Source organism: Natronospira sp. (assembly GCF_007134575.1).
GTDB lineage: Bacteria > Pseudomonadota > Gammaproteobacteria > Natronospirales > Natronospiraceae > Natronospira > Natronospira elongata.
Genome location: NZ_SLKM01000255.1, coordinates 1 through 15,091, shown reverse-complemented (window position 1 = coordinate 15,091; position 15,091 = coordinate 1). Strand labels below are relative to the sequence as shown.

The 15,091-nt window shown below is 61.2% G+C and carries 12 protein-coding genes, 1 other RNA gene and 1 pseudogene; 4 read left to right on the top strand and 10 right to left on the bottom strand.

Going from position 1 to position 15,091, the window contains the following annotated elements:
* The 6 genes from ACJWXQ_RS10175 to ACJWXQ_RS10150 form a co-directional block, all read right to left on the bottom strand.
* The coding region (locus ACJWXQ_RS10175) for a hypothetical protein (RefSeq protein ID WP_406672755.1) at window positions 1-290 on the bottom strand (290 nt) is incomplete at its 3' end.
* Between the two features lie 102 nt (window positions 291-392).
* Window positions 393-857, bottom strand: coding sequence for an EVE domain-containing protein (locus ACJWXQ_RS10170; RefSeq protein ID WP_346052902.1), 465 nt, complete (start codon window positions 855-857; stop codon window positions 393-395).
* A gap of 22 nt (window positions 858-879) precedes the next feature.
* Window positions 880-1,488 carry a 5-formyltetrahydrofolate cyclo-ligase gene (locus ACJWXQ_RS10165; protein ID WP_406672754.1) on the bottom strand — a complete coding sequence of 203 codons (609 nt, stop codon included), beginning with the start codon at window positions 1,486-1,488 and terminating at the stop codon, window positions 880-882.
* A gap of 23 nt (window positions 1,489-1,511) precedes the next feature.
* Window positions 1,512-1,695: non-coding RNA, 6S RNA (ssrS, locus tag ACJWXQ_RS10160), on the bottom strand.
* 101 nt (window positions 1,696-1,796) lie between these two features.
* A complete protein-coding gene (locus tag ACJWXQ_RS10155) occupies window positions 1,797-2,126 on the bottom strand; it encodes a cell division protein ZapA (RefSeq protein WP_346052906.1) in 330 nt (109 codons plus the stop codon).
* 22 nt (window positions 2,127-2,148) lie between these two features.
* The gene (locus ACJWXQ_RS10150) at window positions 2,149-2,379 is read right to left on the bottom strand and encodes a TIGR02449 family protein (RefSeq protein ID WP_346052908.1); all 231 of its coding nucleotides are present in this window, start codon (window positions 2,377-2,379) and stop codon (window positions 2,149-2,151) included.
* A gap of 100 nt (window positions 2,380-2,479) precedes the next feature.
* Here ACJWXQ_RS10150 and ACJWXQ_RS10145 point away from each other — a divergent pair, with 100 nt between their 5' ends.
* From ACJWXQ_RS10145 to ACJWXQ_RS10130, 4 genes are all read left to right on the top strand, one after another.
* Window positions 2,480-3,049, top strand: a complete 570-nt coding sequence (locus tag ACJWXQ_RS10145; RefSeq protein WP_346052910.1) for a UPF0149 family protein — start codon at window positions 2,480-2,482, stop codon at window positions 3,047-3,049.
* A gap of 6 nt (window positions 3,050-3,055) precedes the next feature.
* Entirely contained in the window at window positions 3,056-4,366 is a 1,311-nt protein-coding gene (locus ACJWXQ_RS10140) for an aminopeptidase P N-terminal domain-containing protein (RefSeq protein ID WP_346052912.1), read from the top strand.
* A complete protein-coding gene (locus tag ACJWXQ_RS10135) occupies window positions 4,363-5,625 on the top strand; it encodes an FAD-dependent monooxygenase (protein ID WP_346052914.1) in 1,263 nt (420 codons plus the stop codon). The genes ACJWXQ_RS10140 and ACJWXQ_RS10135 overlap by 4 nt, the downstream gene beginning before the upstream one ends.
* A gap of 87 nt (window positions 5,626-5,712) precedes the next feature.
* Complete coding sequence (locus ACJWXQ_RS10130) at window positions 5,713-7,428, top strand: potassium/proton antiporter (RefSeq protein WP_346052915.1); 1,716 nt, start codon at window positions 5,713-5,715, stop codon at window positions 7,426-7,428.
* A gap of 51 nt (window positions 7,429-7,479) precedes the next feature.
* Here ACJWXQ_RS10130 and ACJWXQ_RS10125 read toward each other — a convergent pair whose 3' ends face one another.
* The 4 genes and pseudogenes from ACJWXQ_RS10125 to ACJWXQ_RS10110 all read right to left on the bottom strand — a co-directional run.
* A complete protein-coding gene (locus ACJWXQ_RS10125; protein ID WP_406672753.1) occupies window positions 7,480-12,315 on the bottom strand; it encodes an NAD-glutamate dehydrogenase in 4,836 nt (1,611 codons plus the stop codon).
* Window positions 12,316-12,633: 318 nt separating this feature from the next.
* Window positions 12,634-13,887, bottom strand: coding sequence for a dihydrolipoamide acetyltransferase family protein (locus tag ACJWXQ_RS10120; protein WP_406672756.1), 1,254 nt, complete (start codon window positions 13,885-13,887; stop codon window positions 12,634-12,636).
* A gap of 174 nt (window positions 13,888-14,061) precedes the next feature.
* Window positions 14,062-14,223 (bottom strand): annotated as a pseudogene (locus tag ACJWXQ_RS10115) (biotin/lipoyl-containing protein); the annotation flags it as partial.
* A gap of 4 nt (window positions 14,224-14,227) precedes the next feature.
* Window positions 14,228-15,091 (bottom strand): alpha-ketoacid dehydrogenase subunit beta (locus ACJWXQ_RS10110; protein ID WP_406672752.1); only part of this gene is annotated, 864 nt, incomplete at its 5' end.

Genomic DNA, 15,091 nt, shown 5'->3' with positions numbered 1-15,091 from the left:
TGGAAGCCTTCTTCTTGGAAGCCTTCTTCTTGGAAGCCTTCTTCTTGGAAGCCTTCTTCTTGGAAGCCTTCTTCTTGGAAGCCTTCTTCTTGGAAGCCTTCTTCTTGGAAGCCTTCTTCTTCGTGGCCTTCCTGCGTACGGCCTTCTTCCTGGTGGCCTTCTTGCGGGTAGCCTTCTTGCGAGTGGTGGCCCGGGTTGCCGTCTTCTTGCGACGGGTCGCGGTGCGTTTCTTTCGCGTGGTCTTCTTGCGAGTTGCCATGTCTTACCTCCGAGAGAAGATTACTCGCCACTGAGTATATACGAGACTTGACAGATTTCCAGGAATGAGTGCAAAGCGATTGTCACAATGATTTGCAGTAACATGCAATCCCCCCGTGTGGGGGGGTAGGTAATTACTCTCTACCCATCTTCACGATTCGATCCCACTCCTTTTTGCTAACCGGTGTGATCGAGAGCCGGTTACCGCGCTGCAGAATCCTCATATCGGCGAGTTGTGGCTGTTTCTTGAGCTCGGCGAGAGGGATGTAATGGGGGAATTTCTCCACGAATCGCACATCAACCATGAACCAGCGGGGATTATCCGGGTCGCTCTTCGGATCGAAGTGGGGATCCTCGGGATCGAAGGCGGTGTGATCCGGGTAACCTTCGCGGACGATTTCCATGATGCCCGCGATGCCCGGCGGCTTGGTGTTGGAGTGGTAGAACAGTGCGAGATCGCCTTTCTTCATCTGGTCCCGCATCATGTTTCTGACCTGATAGTTGCGACAGCCGTCCCAATGGGCGGTCTTTTTCGGTGAACCGGCAAGGTCGTCGATACTGAATTCATCCGGTTCGGATTTCATCAACCAGTATTGCATCCAGGTGTCTCCTTTTTTGACATTATTGCTTTGTGGCGGCTTCGACTTGGCAAAAATCCTGCCAACCCGTTTCGGTAATCACGGCATCCAGCGGTATGTCCCAGGCCTGTTTGGGTAACTTGGTCTGCTGCTGGAATGCCCAGGCTGTGCCGACCAATCTTGGCCCGGGCCAGTGTTCCCTTAAAAGGCGAAAGGCAAAACTGCGATCATAGAATCCCGCACCCATGCCCACTCGATTGCCTTCGTGATCGAAGGCGACCAGGGGGGTCAGAACCAGGTCAATGCCATGAACCAAGCATTCTCCCGCTTCAGGCGGTGGTTCGGGGATGCCGAAACGATTGCTGATCAAGGTCTGCCCCGGCTGCCAGCGGCGAAATACGAGTCGGTTCTCATGGGGGAGTACGACCGGCAGAAAGCATTGCTTTCCCCGTTCCGCAGCAGCCTGGAGCACCGGTCGCAGGTCCGGTTCGCCACCGAATGGGATATAGGCGGCCACGGTGTGGCTGCGAAGAAAGCAGGAAGAGCCGAGGAGGTGGCGACACAGGCGATGATTCATTATCGCCCGCTGTGCCTGTGGTAGTTGTCGGCGCCGTGTTTTTAGTTCTCGGCGCAGGGAGCGCACTGAAGCCATGCAGGTGGTCCCTTGAAGAGGGGGCACCTCCCACCTGTGCCGTCACGGACCATCGCCCTTGAACCGATGGTTCAAGTGGGGCCTTCCGCTGTGCCTTAGGCTTTCCGCTCGGTGGCGGACATGCTCACTGGCACCGCAGGTGCAGCCCTTGGGTATTGCTTAAGGCTCGAGGGGTAACCCGGCCCGTGTCGTACACCGCAGGAGATGCCAAACTCTTGGACGCCCTTTGAGCGTCTCCGGTTCCATTATGGAGCCTAAGAGGGGTGTTTCCAAGGGGGCGTTGCCTGGCGACAGGCGTTGTCAGTGATTCAATCGTCGCCGGCAGTCGGGGTTGCAGGACTGTCAGATTTGCCCAGGCGGGCATCCAGCTTGCTGTGCAGACGGCGGATCCGGTCGACAGCCGTTTCCGTTGCCTCACGCCCCTTGTCCTGATTGCGGAGCAGGTCATTCGCCATGTTGAGCGCGGCCATCACGGCAATTCTGTCGAGCCCCACGATACGGCCACTATCGCGGATTTCCCGCATCATGCGATCCAGGTAATCCGCGGCCTGAAGAAGCGCAACCCGCTCTTCCTCGCGACAGGCGAATTGATACTCCTTCCCGAGGATCTTGACGCTGACCTGGGTGGTCTCACTCATGGGCCGGGCAAGCCACCAGGGCTCAGGCCTGTTCGAGGGATTTAAGGCGGGTAATCATGGCCTCCACACGAGTGCGGGCCACTTCGTTTTTCTGGAGCAGGCTCGCCCGTTCAGTGACCAGGGAGCCCTGCCGATCCCGCAGGGAATCATTTTCATCCTGCAGACGATCAACAAGGCCAAGGAGTTCTTCCACGCGGCTTTCCAGACGCGCCAACTCAAGCTCAAGCTGTTCTCGTGTGGACTTTTCGCTCATGCGCTCAACTATAGGCCGCGCCGCGCCAAGAATCAACGCCGGAAGCCCGGTCTGTTAGACTCTGGACCAGAGTCGATGCATTCCCTGCGCGGAGAATACGGTGAATTTGCCCGAATACAGCAAGGTTTCCACCGCCTTCAGGCAGGCTCAGGCCTTGTCGGAGCCGGCAGAGAGTCACGGCACCCTTTGCGGCCTGCTGGCTGCTGCTCCGGAGGCGGATTGGCAGGAGCAGTGGCTTCGTCTGAGTCTCAACTCGGAAGGGCAAGGCGCTGTATCGCTGCCGGCATCGGTCCGTCCGGTCCTGGATGCGCTCTATGACGCGACCCAGGCTGAAATGGTGGACTTGCAGATGCGGTTCGAGCCCTTGCTGCCAGACGATGACCATGGCATTGCCGAGCGTGCGCGTTGCCTGGGCTTGTGGTGTCAGGGCTTTCTGTTTGGTTTCAGCACGGCAAGGCCAGGCAGTCACGAGGGCCTGCCGCCGCAGGTGCGGGAAGTTCTGGATGACCTGGGGCGTCTGGCCCAGGTGGAGCCGCCGCAAGGCGAGGGAAGTGATGAGGACGAAGCCGCACTGCTCGAAATCGTCGAATATATCCGGGTTGCCGCTCAGCTCGTTCATGATGAGCTGAAACTCAAACAGGGGCAGCCACCCACCGATACACGACACTGAATACCCATGCAGCGGGAATTCCGGAAACGTCGCCAGCAACTCATGCGCACCATGGGGCCAGGGGCGGCCGCCATATTGCCGGCGGCGTCGGCGCTTTATCGCAGCCGTGATATCCCCCATCCCTATCGTCAGGACAGTGATTTCTGGTATCTCACCGGCTTTCCCGAGCCGGAAGCGGTCATGGTGCTCGTGCCCGGACGCGTGCAGGCGGAATATATTCTGTTCTGTCGCGAACGGGATCCCGAGGGAGAAGCCTGGGAAGGGGAACGCGCCGGACCGGATGGGGCCTGTGAGCGTTATGGGGCTGATGATGCCTTTCCCATTGCCGACCTGGACGAGATTCTGCCCGGCCTGCTGGAAGGTCGAGAACGAATTTTCTATCCAATGGGACGCCAGCCGGATTTTGATCGCCGGGTGACGGCATGGGTCAAGCATCTCAAGGAACGGGGCGAGGGTGGCAATGAGGCCCATGAGATCGTGGCCCTGGACCATGTCTTGCAGGACATGCGTGCCTACAAGAGTGCGGCGGAGCTGCGTTGCATCCGCCAGGCGGTGGATATCAGCGTGGAGGCTCACCTCCGGGCCATGCGCTACTGTCGCCCGGGACAATGGGAATATTCGGTTGCGGCCGAGATTCTGCATGAATTTCAGGCCCGGGGCCTTGAGCCTGCCTATCCCTGTATCGTGGCCGGTGGCGGCAACGCCTGTGTACTGCATTACACCGCCAACAATCAGCGGCTTCGCGATGGCGATATGCTCTTGATCGATGCCGGCTGCGAGTACCGGATGTACGCGGCCGATGTGAGCGGAAGTTTTCCCGCCAATGGCCGTTTCAATCGCGAACAGCAGGCCCTTTACGAACTGGTTCTCGCGGCTCGGGATGCGGCCTTCACGCGCTTGTATCCCGGCGCCAGCTGGAATGATTCCCACCTCGCTGTTGTGGAAACCCTGACTCAGGGGCTGGTGGATCTGGGTATCCTGTCGGGGCCTGTTGAACAGCAGCTGGCCGAGGGTGCCTATCGACCCTTCTTTCGTCATCGCACGGGCCACTGGCTGGGCCTGGATGTTCATGATGTGGGTGAATATCGGATTGACGGTCAGTGGCGGGAGCTTGAGACGGGCATGGTTCTGAGCGTGGAGCCGGGCCTGTGTATTCCCGCGGGTACACCGGGTGTGGACGAGCGGTGGTGGGGCATGGGCATTCGTATCGAGGATGATCTGGTGATCACGGCTGATGGTCATGACTGTCTCTCCAGTGGCATGCCCCGGACCGTGAGCGAGATTGAGTCGTTCATGGCGGGGAGTCATGCAGCATGAGCCCGTCCCGAGCCAGCCATGATGTGCTCATCGCCGGTGGCGGCATGGTGGGCGCGACGCTCGCCCTGGCCCTGGGACGTCTGGGCTGGCGTGTTGCGCTGGTTGAGCCGGCTGGCTTCAGTGGCCAGGACAGCCCCAGTTTTGACGAGCGGGCCACCGCCCTTTCCTGGTCCTCCCGCCAACTCTTCTCCACCCTTGGTCTCTGGGATGCCATGGCTGCTGACAGCGCCGCGATTGAGCATATCCATGTCTCGGAGCAGGGTCGTTTTGGGCGGAGTCGTCTGCATGCCGGGGATCTGGATGTGGATGCCCTGGGCCATGTGGTTCCCAATCGCGCCATTGGCAGGGAGTTGCTTGCCGCTTTGGCTGATGAAGCCCTTGTCGAGACCGTCACAGCAGGCGCCACCGGCGAGCTGGAACAGGATGACGATGGTGTGAGCCTTGTGTTGGATGGCGGCGATAGCCTGCGCGGCCGACTTCTGGTGATTGCCGATGGTGCCCGCTCGCGATTGCGGCAGTCCCTGGGCATGCCCGTTCATAGCGTTGAGTTCCCCCATTCCGGCCTGGTGGCCAATGTTTCGGTTGAACGGGACAGTGGTGGTTGGGCCTATGAGCGATTCACAAGCGATGGTCCCCTGGCCATGTTGCCCTTGCCGGCGGATCAGAGCGGCCGACCACGCATGAATCTGGTCATGAGCGTGGCCCATGATCAGGTCGAGCCTGTCCGTTCCATGACGGACGCGGAATTACTGGCTCGAATCCAGCGGTCCTTTGGCTATCACCTGGGCCGACTGCTGTCTGTCGGGGAGCGGGCGATTTATCCTCTCAATCAGGTCGGGGCACGTCAGTTGCTGGCCGGTCGCTGCCTCCTGGCGGGCAATGCCGCCATGGCCCTGCATCCGGTTGCCGGACAGGGATTCAATCTCGCCCTGCGGGGTGTGGCGGATCTGGCCGAGCAATTGTCATTGCTCGACCCGAATCGGGATGATCCCGCCCAGCCCGACAGGCTTGCAGCGCTGGAACGCCGTCGCCTTGAAGATATTCGTCGAACCGCGATGATGACTCGACTGCTGGTGGAGGGGTTCACCCTGCAGGGGCCGGGGCTGGCCAAGCTGCGCAGTCTCTTGCTGGGAGTGTTTGACCGGACGCCCCTGGCCAGCCGCCGTTTTGCCCGGCTCGGCATGGGACGGGTCAGTGGCCTGCCTGGACCGAGTCGCGGCATACCGTTGGCGGGCCCATCCGACAAGGGAAGCCCCTGATCATTCCAACCCGTATCGTCCCGAGGCTGGTATCCTGATTGAAGGCCGGGCAGCCACCATGGGTCCGGGACAGCAGTGTGGGGAGTCATGGAGCTTACCAACCAGGTCATACTTTTCATTGGTCTGATCTTTCTGGTCAGCATTCTGGCCAGCGTGCTCTCCGCACGCCTGGGCGCCCCGATGCTGCTGGTCTTCCTCGTCATCGGCATGATTCTCGGCGAGGAAGGCATCGGAATTCGCTTCGATGATATCCAGACGGCCCATCTCATTGGCAGTCTGGCCCTGGCCATCATCCTCTTCGATGGCGGCTTGCGGACCTCCACGTCCAGTTTCCGCGTTGGTCTGAAACCGGCCGTTTCCCTGGCCAGCCTGGGGGTATTGCTCACCGCCGCCATTACCGGCCTGTTCGCGGCCTGGCTGCTGGATATCCACTGGATTTACGGCCTGCTTCTGGGTGCCATCGTGGGCTCCACGGATGCCGCTGCCGTGTTTTCACTGCTCCATACGTCCCGGCTTGAATTGAAGCAGCGGGTTGCCGCGACGCTGGAGATCGAGTCAGGCAGCAATGACCCCATGGCCATTTTCCTGACCCTGGCCATGGTGGAGCTGATTCTGGCCGGACAGCGCCATCTGGACGGGACACTGGCGGTGGAGTTCGTTCGTCAGATGGGCCTGGGGGCGGTTATCGGTCTTGGCGGTGCCTGGGTCGCCGCCAGAGGGATCAATGCCCTTCCTTTGACGCCGGGTCTCTATCCCCTGCTGGCAATGGCCGCCGGGCTGCTCATATTTGGTATTACTGCAGCCGCTGGCGGCAGTGGTTTTCTGGCGGTATATCTTGCCGGTCTGGTTCTCGGCAATGCCCGGGTGCAATCGGTGCAGAATATTCGCCGATTCCACGATGGCATGGCCTGGATCAGTCAGATCGTCATGTTCCTGATGCTTGGCCTGCTGGTAACCCCCAGCGAACTGATTCCCGTGGGTCCCCATGCGCTTCTGATTGCCCTGGTTCTGATATTCGTGGCCCGGCCGCTGGCGGTGCTGGTCAGCCTGCTTCCGTTCCAGATTCCATTCAAGGAGCAGGCCTTTATCGGCTGGGTGGGTCTGCGCGGCGCGGTGCCCATAATCCTTGCGATTTTCCCCCTCCTGGCCGGCATCCCCGAGGCCCACACCTTCTTCAATGTTGCCTTCTTCGTGGTCCTGATCTCACTGATCGTCCAGGGTTGGAGTCTGGTGCCGGCAGCCAGGCTGCTGGGTGTGCAGATACCGGCGAGCAGTCATCTGGTCCAGCGCCTGGAGCTTGATTTGCCCGGGCAGCCGGATTACGAAATGGTGGGCTATCAGGTGGATGTGGACAGCTCGGCTTGCGGGCGCAACCCCGACGCCCTGGTTCTTCCCGAGGGGGTGAAGACAGTACTTGTGATCAGGAATGGCCGACTCCATGCACCTGCCGAGATCAATGCCCTGGAGTCTGATGATGCGGTCTATCTGGTCACGCCCCTGGCCCATGTGGATCTGCTGGACAGACTGTTCGTCTCTCGGCGGGCACCGCAGTTGCAGGCCGACAAGCGTTTCTACGGGGAATTCACCCTCAACGGTACCGCCCGTATGGCTGATCTGGCTGCCATGTACGGCTTCGTTTCTCCGCCGGATGCCGCGGACTGCAGTGCGGCGGAATTCCTGATTGAACGCTTCGGCAAGCCAGTGGTGGGGGATCGGGTGCGAGTTGGTCCGGTGGAACTGGTGATTCGGGAAATGGACGGGGACCATCCGGATAAGGTCGGCCTCAAGCTGCTTCAGGAGTAGACCGGGGCCGGCGACTTACACTGCCGGCCCCGCTCAGGTCCCTTGCTGGAGTCAGGCGGATTCCACCTGGGCCAGCTTCTTGATTTCCTGCAAGGCAACCGAGACGGTCGCAAAATCGAGGCCGCCCACGTTCTGCATGTCCCGGATGATGCTCATGGCGTGCATGACGCGCTCATCATTTTCCGCACACCAGGCGTCCGCACGCTCATTGGCGGGCAGGTCTTCCTGCAGGGTATCGTCCAGCACAATCCCGGTCAGGTCGCGACGATAACCGTAGAGGTTCTCCCGCAGGGTGCCGCGGGCGACGGATTGCCAGTGGCCTTCGGCGGGCAGATCCTCGATCTCTTCGCGAATCCAGTCCAGATGCAGGTGGCGGCCGATGTCGAAATAGACCTTGGCCGCGGTGGCCATATCCAGGTCCCTGTTGCGGGCCACTTCCACCAGGTCCAGACCCGAGTAGAGATAGTCCGCAGCCGCCACGTTCCTTGCCAGGGGCTCGGGCACGCCCATGTCCACCAGTTGCTGGATGTTCTGGCCCAGACGACGGATCTCGCTCTCGGGCAGCAGCTCCATCAGAGTGTCACGTAATTCGGCAATGCCGGGCGCGAAGTAGTCCACCCGCTCGGCAATATCAAGCCGGCGTTCGGGACGATTCAGAAGCCAGCGGGTGGCATTGCGCAGCAGGCGTCCCAGTTGCACCATCATGGAGACCTGGACGCTTGCAGGTACCTTGTTATCCAGCGCTTCGATGCCTTCCCAGAGCTCGCGGACCGCATAGGCTTCCCGGGCAATGGTGTAGGCCCGGGCCACGGAGGCATGGTCCGCGCCAGTATCATCCCGCATGCGTTGCGAGAAGCTCGGCCCCATGCGGTTCACCATGCTGTTGGTGATACTTGTGGCAATGATTTCCCGACGCAGGCGATGCTGTTCCATCTGCGCCTGATAGCGGTCCCGCAGGGGGCTGGGGAAGTAGTTGATCAGCTCCCCTGACAGATAGGCATCTTCCGGGACATCCGAAGCCAGCAGATCAGCGTAGATATCATTCTTGGCGTAGGCCAGGAGAATGGAGAGCTCGGGGCGTGTCAGGCCCTTACCCGACTTGCGCAGCAGGCCGATTCCTTCATCATCGGGCAGATATTCCAGCGAACGGTTCAGGTCCCCTCTGCGCTCCAGTATCCGGAGCAGGTGGACATGTTCGTTGAGTCGGCTGGCAGCCTGTGCCTCGGTAAAGGACAGGGCCTGGGTCTGCAGGTAATTATCCCGAAGCACTTGATGGGATACCTCTGCCGTCATGTCCATGAAAAGCTTGTCACGCTGCTTGCGCTTGAGGCCACCTTCGGCCATGACCATGCTGAGCAGGATCTTGATGTTCACTTCGCGGTCGGAGCAGTCGACACCGCCCGAGTTGTCGATGAAGTCGGTATTGATCCGGCCGCCCCGCTGGGCGTATTCGATTCGGCCCAGTTGGGTCAGCCCCAGGTTACCGCCTTCACCGACCACACGGCAGCGCAATGCCGAGCCATTGACACGGACACCATCATTGGCGCGATCACCTACATCGGCGTGGCTTTCATCGACGGACTTAACATAGGTGCCGATGCCGCCGTTCCAGATCAGGTCCACCGGTGCCTTGAGAATGGCACGGATCAATTCCTGAGGCGTCATGCGGGATTCTTCCACATCCAGCATTTCCCGGACTTCCCTGGAAAGGGTGATGCTTTTGGCGCTGCGAGAATAAATACCGCCGCCCTTGGAAATCAGGCTCTTGTCGTAGTCGTCCCAGGTAGAACGAGGCAGCTTGAACAGTCGATCCCGTTCCTGGAAGCTCGCCGCCGGGTCCGGGTCGGGATCCAGGAAGATATGCATGTGGTTAAAGGCCGCCTTGAGTTTGATATGGCGGGAGAGGAGCATGCCATTGCCGAAGACATCCCCGCCCATATCGCCAATACCGACTACGGAGAAGTCCTGGTTCTGGCAGTCGATGCCCATCTCGCGGAAGTGACGCTTGACTGACTCCCAGGCGCCCTTTGCGGTGATGCCCATCTTCTTGTGGTCATAGCCCACGGAGCCGCCGGAGGCGAAGGCGTCCCCAAGCCAGAAGTCGTATTCGGCGGCTACCTGGTTGGCCAGGTCCGAGAATGTGGCTGTGCCCTTGTCCGCTGCCACCACCAGGTAGGGGTCGTCGTCGTCATGGCGCACACAGTTCCGGGGCGGGATGACTTCACCATCCTTGAGATTGTCGGTGATATCAAGCAGGCCCCGGATGAAATCCTTATAGCAGGACTCCACTTCCGCCATCATGCTCGCCCGATCCGCCTTGCGGGGCGGTTGCTTGACCACGAAGCCACCCTTGGCCCCCATGGGCACGATCAACGTGTTCTTGACCTGCTGGGCCTTCATCAGGCCAAGTACTTCGGTTCGGAAGTCTTCCCGTCGGTCGGACCAGCGCAGGCCCCCTCGGGCCACCTTGCCGCCCCGCAGGTGCACACCTTCCACCCGCGGCGAGTAGAGGAAGATTTCGTAAGCCGGCCGGGGCAGAGGCAATTCGGGTACCTTGGCCGGATCGAACTTGAAGGAGGTATAGCTTTTCCAGTTACCGTCGCTGCCGGTCTGGTAGAAATTCGTTCGCAAGGTGGCGCGGATGACGCCCAGATAGGCCCGCAGGATGCGGTCGGCATCGAGGCTGGCCACCGCCTCCAGGGACTGACTGATTTCCTGGCAGAGATCATGGTAACGCTGATCCCGTGCTTCGCTTTCCTGGGGATCAAAGGCAATCTCGAACAGGCGCGCCAGTTTACCGGCCAATTCGCTGTTCTCAACCAGGGTGTCTTCCATATAGGTCTGACTGAAGGGCAGCCCGGTCTGGCTCAGATACTTGCAATAGGCCCGGAGGATGGTGACCTGGCGCCAGTCCAGTCCAGCGCTGAGGATCAGGCGATTGAAGCCGTCATTCTCGGTCCCGTCCTGCCAGGTCTGCTCGAATGCTTGCTGGAACTTGTCTCTGACGGCCTCCAGGTCGATGCCTTCCCCGCTGGCCAGGATCATCTCAACGTCCTGAATCCAGACAATGGAGAGATCGCCCATTTCCACTTCATAGGGGCGCTCGGAGATGACCTTGAGACCCATGTTTTCCAGCATTGGCAGGATGTCGGAAATGGGGATGGGCTGTTCCCGACGGAAAATCTTGAATCGCAACAGGTTCTTGAGATGGCTATCCGGCTGATAAAGACTCATGCGGATGCTGTCGTCATCTCTCAGCCGGTCCATTTTGACGATGTCGTAGGCCGCGGCGGCAGGTTTCACATCCTCACGGTAGGCAGCGGGGAAGCAGTTGGCGTAGCGGTGATGCAATTTCAGGCCATGTTCTTCGCCCAGGCGCTCCACCAGCACATCCCGCAGGTGGTCCTGCCAGGAGCGGACCACATCCTCGATTCGAGCCTCGATATCGGCAATGTTGAATTCCGGCGCCGTCCACGGTTCGGTACGAACGATGATGTGGGCACGGGCCAGGATGGATTCGTCGATCTCCACCGTGGATTCGGTGCTCAGGCCATTGAGTTCGGACTTGAGGATGGCCTGGATGTTTTCCCGAACCTGGGTGTTGTAGCGTTCCCGGGGCACATAGGCCAGGCAGGAATAGAAGCGACCGAAGGCATCACGCCGGATGAAGAGCTTGACCCGCTGCCGCTCCTGCAGCTGGACGATGCCGGTGCTGATCTCATAAAGCTCATCCACGGAGCTTTGAAACAGCTCGTCCCGCGGATAGGTCTCCAGAATGTGAAGCAGGGCCTTGCCCGCATGGCTTGCGTCGGGCAGGCGCGCCTTCTTGATCACTGCCTCCACTTTCTTGCGCAGAATGGGGATATCCCTGGGGCTGCGGCTGTAGGCGGAGGAAGTGAACAGGCCGAGAAAGCGTCGCTCGCCGGTGACATTGCCGTCTTCGTCAAACGTCTTGATACCGACATAATCCAGATAACTGGGTCGATGCACGGTGGCAAAGGAATTGGCCTTGGTAATCACCAGTAGCTCGGACGACCTGGCCTTTTCACCCACCTCATCAGGCAACAGCCTGCGCGGGCTCTCGGAGGGACGGTTTCTCAGAATCCCCAAGCCGGTCTTGTCCTTCGGCTCCAGGGCCAGGTGATCGCCATCTTCAACCAGCTTGTATTCCCGGTACCCCAGAAAGGTGAAATGATTGGACTCCATCCAATCCAGGAAGCTGATGATCTCGCGAATATTGCTGCTGGTTTGCGGCGGTTCGGTTTCCAGCTGGACGCGAATTTCATTGGCCTTCTGGCGCATCTTCGACCAGTCCTGAACCGATAGCCGGACATCATCCAGCACCCGGAGCAGTTCTTCGCGAAGGCCGTTCAGGCGTTCCTCATCGGTCTCCCGGTCGATCTCGATCTGCTGCCAGGATTCCACCAGGGTCTTGTCGCCCATGTCATCACCGGGCTCGCCGCTGGCACGCAGGCGTCCCTTGGGGGTGCGGTCGACCTGGATCAGGGGGTGCACCGTCAGGTGGATGGTAAAGCCCTGACGATTGAGGGCCATGGAGAGGGAGTCCACCAGAAAGGGCATGTCATCGGTAATGATCTCCACGACCGTATGCTGCGATTCCCAGCCATCCCGACTGCTGTCCGGGTTATATACCCGAACTGCCGGCTCTCCCGGCTTGCGGTCGCGCCCGAAGCGCCGGTGAGCCAGTGCGGCGCCGGCCAGATCCTTCGGCTCCCGGTCGGACAGATCCTCCTGGGCCACGGCATTGAAGTAATGCCGAATGAAGCCCTCATACTGCTCGTTGTAGCGCTCACCCAGACTGTCCTGGGCAGCGGAGAGAATTTGCTTGATTCGGGTGCGCTTGGTGGTGGTCTTCTTTGCCGCCATCGACGGATCCTTAACTGGCCGAGTGAGAACAGAGGATGAGCGCCCGGTGTTAAAACAAAACAGCGCCCGACCCAGAGAGGGCGGGCGGTGGGGAAAACCGGGCGTATACCCGGATTCTAACGGGTTTGGGCCACTTAATGTATGGGTTTTGGGGGAATTTCGGGGAAATTCAAACGCTGGGCCAGGAGTGAGGGGTGAGGGGTGAGGGGGTGGCACCAAGTTCCTGCCCCTGACCCCTGACCCCTGACCCCCCAAAAAAACCCCGGCAGGCCGAAGGCCTCCGGGGCTTTGTCACTGACAACGACTGTCAGCCGTCGATCAGAACGGCTTCTGCAGGTCGTCGATGACCGCCTTGAGGAAGCGACAGGCTTCGCCGCCGGTGAGACAGCGGTGGTCGAAGGTGACCGACAGGGGAATGCGCTTGTGGCATTCCATGCCGCCCATGACCGCTACCACGTCGTGGCGAATGCCGCCGGTGCCGAGAATGGCCACCTGGGGCGGGACCACCACCGGGGTGGCATAGCGGCCGGCCATCATGCCGAAGTTCGACAGGGTGATGGTCGGATCCTTCATGTCTTCCGGGGCCACGCTGCGATCCCGGGTGGCCTGCTTGACGGCATTGAGCTTCTGGCGAAGCCCGGCGGCATCGGACTGGTCCACCTGACGCAGTACCGGCACGATGAGACCGTCCGGGGTATCCACGGCCATGGCCACATCCACGTTCTCGTGCAGGATGCGCTCCCGCTTCTCGCCGTCATACCAGGCATTCATGCCGGGTTCGGCCCGCACGCCGGCCACCAGGGCACGGATGATGCGGCCGGTGATGTCCTGTCCGGGCTGCCAATAGTGAATGTCGGCATCGTCGAACAGGGTGCAGGCGGCCACCTGGTCGCGGGAGGCGGACATGCTCATGTGCATGGCACGGCGCGGGCCACGAATGGGCTGCGGCACGCCGTATTCCACATCGTCCCGCGGCGGGGCCATGGGCGTTTCCATGCCACCGGCAAAACCCATGGCCGGTGCCGGGGTGTCGGCGGCCGGGCGACGGGCACCGCCGGAGGCGGCGGCCTTTTCCACGTCGGCCGCGGTGACCTGGCCCTTGTTGCCGCTCGGGGTGACCCGGCTGAGGTCCACATCCAGCTCTTTCGCCAGACGGCGCACGGCGGGCAGGGCCTTGACCTTGCCGGTGCCGCTGGGCTTGCGCCGCTTCTTGCGCACGATGGCGGTTTCGGTGAGTTCCTCGTCGGAGGTGGTCATCTTGCCCACCACGCTGCCGGCGTCTTCACGCTCGCCATCGTCCTTGGCGGGTTCTTCCTCGGCCGGTGCGTCGTCACCACCCTCGGCGCTGCCGAAGGTCACCAGGGGCTTGCCCACTTCCACCACATCGCCGTTGTTGGCGTGCAGCTTGCCGATGACACCGTTTTCGGGGGAGGGCACATCCACCACGGCCTTGGCGGTTTCCACCGCCACCAGGGGATCATCCACCTTCACTTCATCGCCTTCGGCGACTTTCCATTCGACGATCTCGGCGTCCTGCAGACCTTCGCCCAGGTCGGGCAGGTTGAAGACCACGCCACCGCCCGCAGCGGCCGTCTTCTTCTTGGCCGGCTTGGCTTCCGCCGGCTTCTCGGTCTTGGCTTCGGCAGGTGCGGGCTCGGCCTCGCCGCTGTCCGGCTCGCCGTCGAAATCCACCAGGGGCTTGCCCACTTCCACCACATCACCGTTGTTGGCATAGAGCTTGGTGATGGTGCCGCTCTCGGGGGAGGGCACGTCGACCACGGCCTTGGCGGTTTCCACCGCCAGCAGGGGATCATCCACATTGACCGTGTCGCCGACCTTGACCTTCCATTCGACGATCTCGGCATCCTGCAGGCCTTCGCCCAGGTCCGGGAGATTGAATGTCTTCATGGCCTTAGTCCTCCATAGTCCGCTGCACGGCGTCCTTGATGCGGGCCACCGACGGCAGGTACTGCTTTTCCAGCTTGAACAGCGGCATGGTCACGTCATAACCGGTGACACGCTGGACCGGGGCCTTGAGGTCATAGATACCCTTCTCGGCCAGGTTGGCGGCAATCTCGGCGCCCACGCCTACATTGCGCGGGGCCTCATGAACGATCACTGCGCGCCCGGTCCTTTCCACGGATTCCAGGATGGTATCCATGTCCAGCGGGGAAATGGTGGCCACATCGATGACTTCGCAGCTGATGCCCTCGGCTTCCAGCTCCTTGGCGGCCTGCAGGGTTTCGTGCATGGCCGGTGCCCAGGAGATCAGGGTCACGTCGCTGCCTTCCTTGAGCACGAAGCAGACATCCAGGGGCAGGGCCTCGCCGTTGTCTTCCACTTCCTGCTTCACCATCCGGTAGAGGCGGTTCGGTTCGAAGAAGATCACCGGATCGGGGCAGCGGATGGCCGCCAGCAGCAGGCCGTAGGCACGCTGCGGGGACGACGGAATCACGGTACGAAGGCCCGGGATGTGGGCGAACAGCGCCTCGGTGCTTTCCGAGTGATGCTCGGGGGCGTGAATGCCGCCGCCGAAGGGGGCACGGATCACCAGCGGGCAGCTCATGCGGCCCCGGGTCCGGTTCCGCAGGCGGGCGGCATGGGACAGGATCTGGTCGAAGGCGGGGTAGATGAAGCCCGAGAACTGGATTTCACCCACCGGGCGCAGGCCCTGGGCGGCCATGCCCACGCCCATGCCGGCAATCATGGATTCCGCCAGCGGGGTATCCACGACCCGGTTCTCGCCAAAGCGTTCCTGCAGGCCGGCCGTGGCCCG

Excerpts from the sequence above, each read along its gene's own strand:
- ACJWXQ_RS10155 (WP_346052906.1), bottom strand. The coding sequence starts at position 2,126 with ATGAGTGAGACCACCCAGGTCAGCGTCAAGATCCTCGGGAAGGAGTAT.
- ACJWXQ_RS10165 (WP_406672754.1), bottom strand. The coding sequence starts at position 1,488 with ATGGCTTCAGTGCGCTCCCTGCGCCGAGAACTAAAAACACGGCGCCGA.
- ACJWXQ_RS10150 (WP_346052908.1), bottom strand. The coding sequence starts at position 2,379 with ATGAGCGAAAAGTCCACACGAGAACAGCTTGAGCTTGAGTTGGCGCGT.
- ACJWXQ_RS10130 (WP_346052915.1), top strand. The coding sequence starts at position 5,713 with ATGGAGCTTACCAACCAGGTCATACTTTTCATTGGTCTGATCTTTCTG.
- ACJWXQ_RS10125 (WP_406672753.1), bottom strand. The coding sequence starts at position 12,315 with ATGGCGGCAAAGAAGACCACCACCAAGCGCACCCGAATCAAGCAAATT.
- ACJWXQ_RS10140 (WP_346052912.1), top strand. The coding sequence starts at position 3,056 with ATGCAGCGGGAATTCCGGAAACGTCGCCAGCAACTCATGCGCACCATG.
- ACJWXQ_RS10135 (WP_346052914.1), top strand. The coding sequence starts at position 4,363 with ATGAGCCCGTCCCGAGCCAGCCATGATGTGCTCATCGCCGGTGGCGGC.
- ACJWXQ_RS10170 (WP_346052902.1), bottom strand. The coding sequence starts at position 857 with ATGCAATACTGGTTGATGAAATCCGAACCGGATGAATTCAGTATCGAC.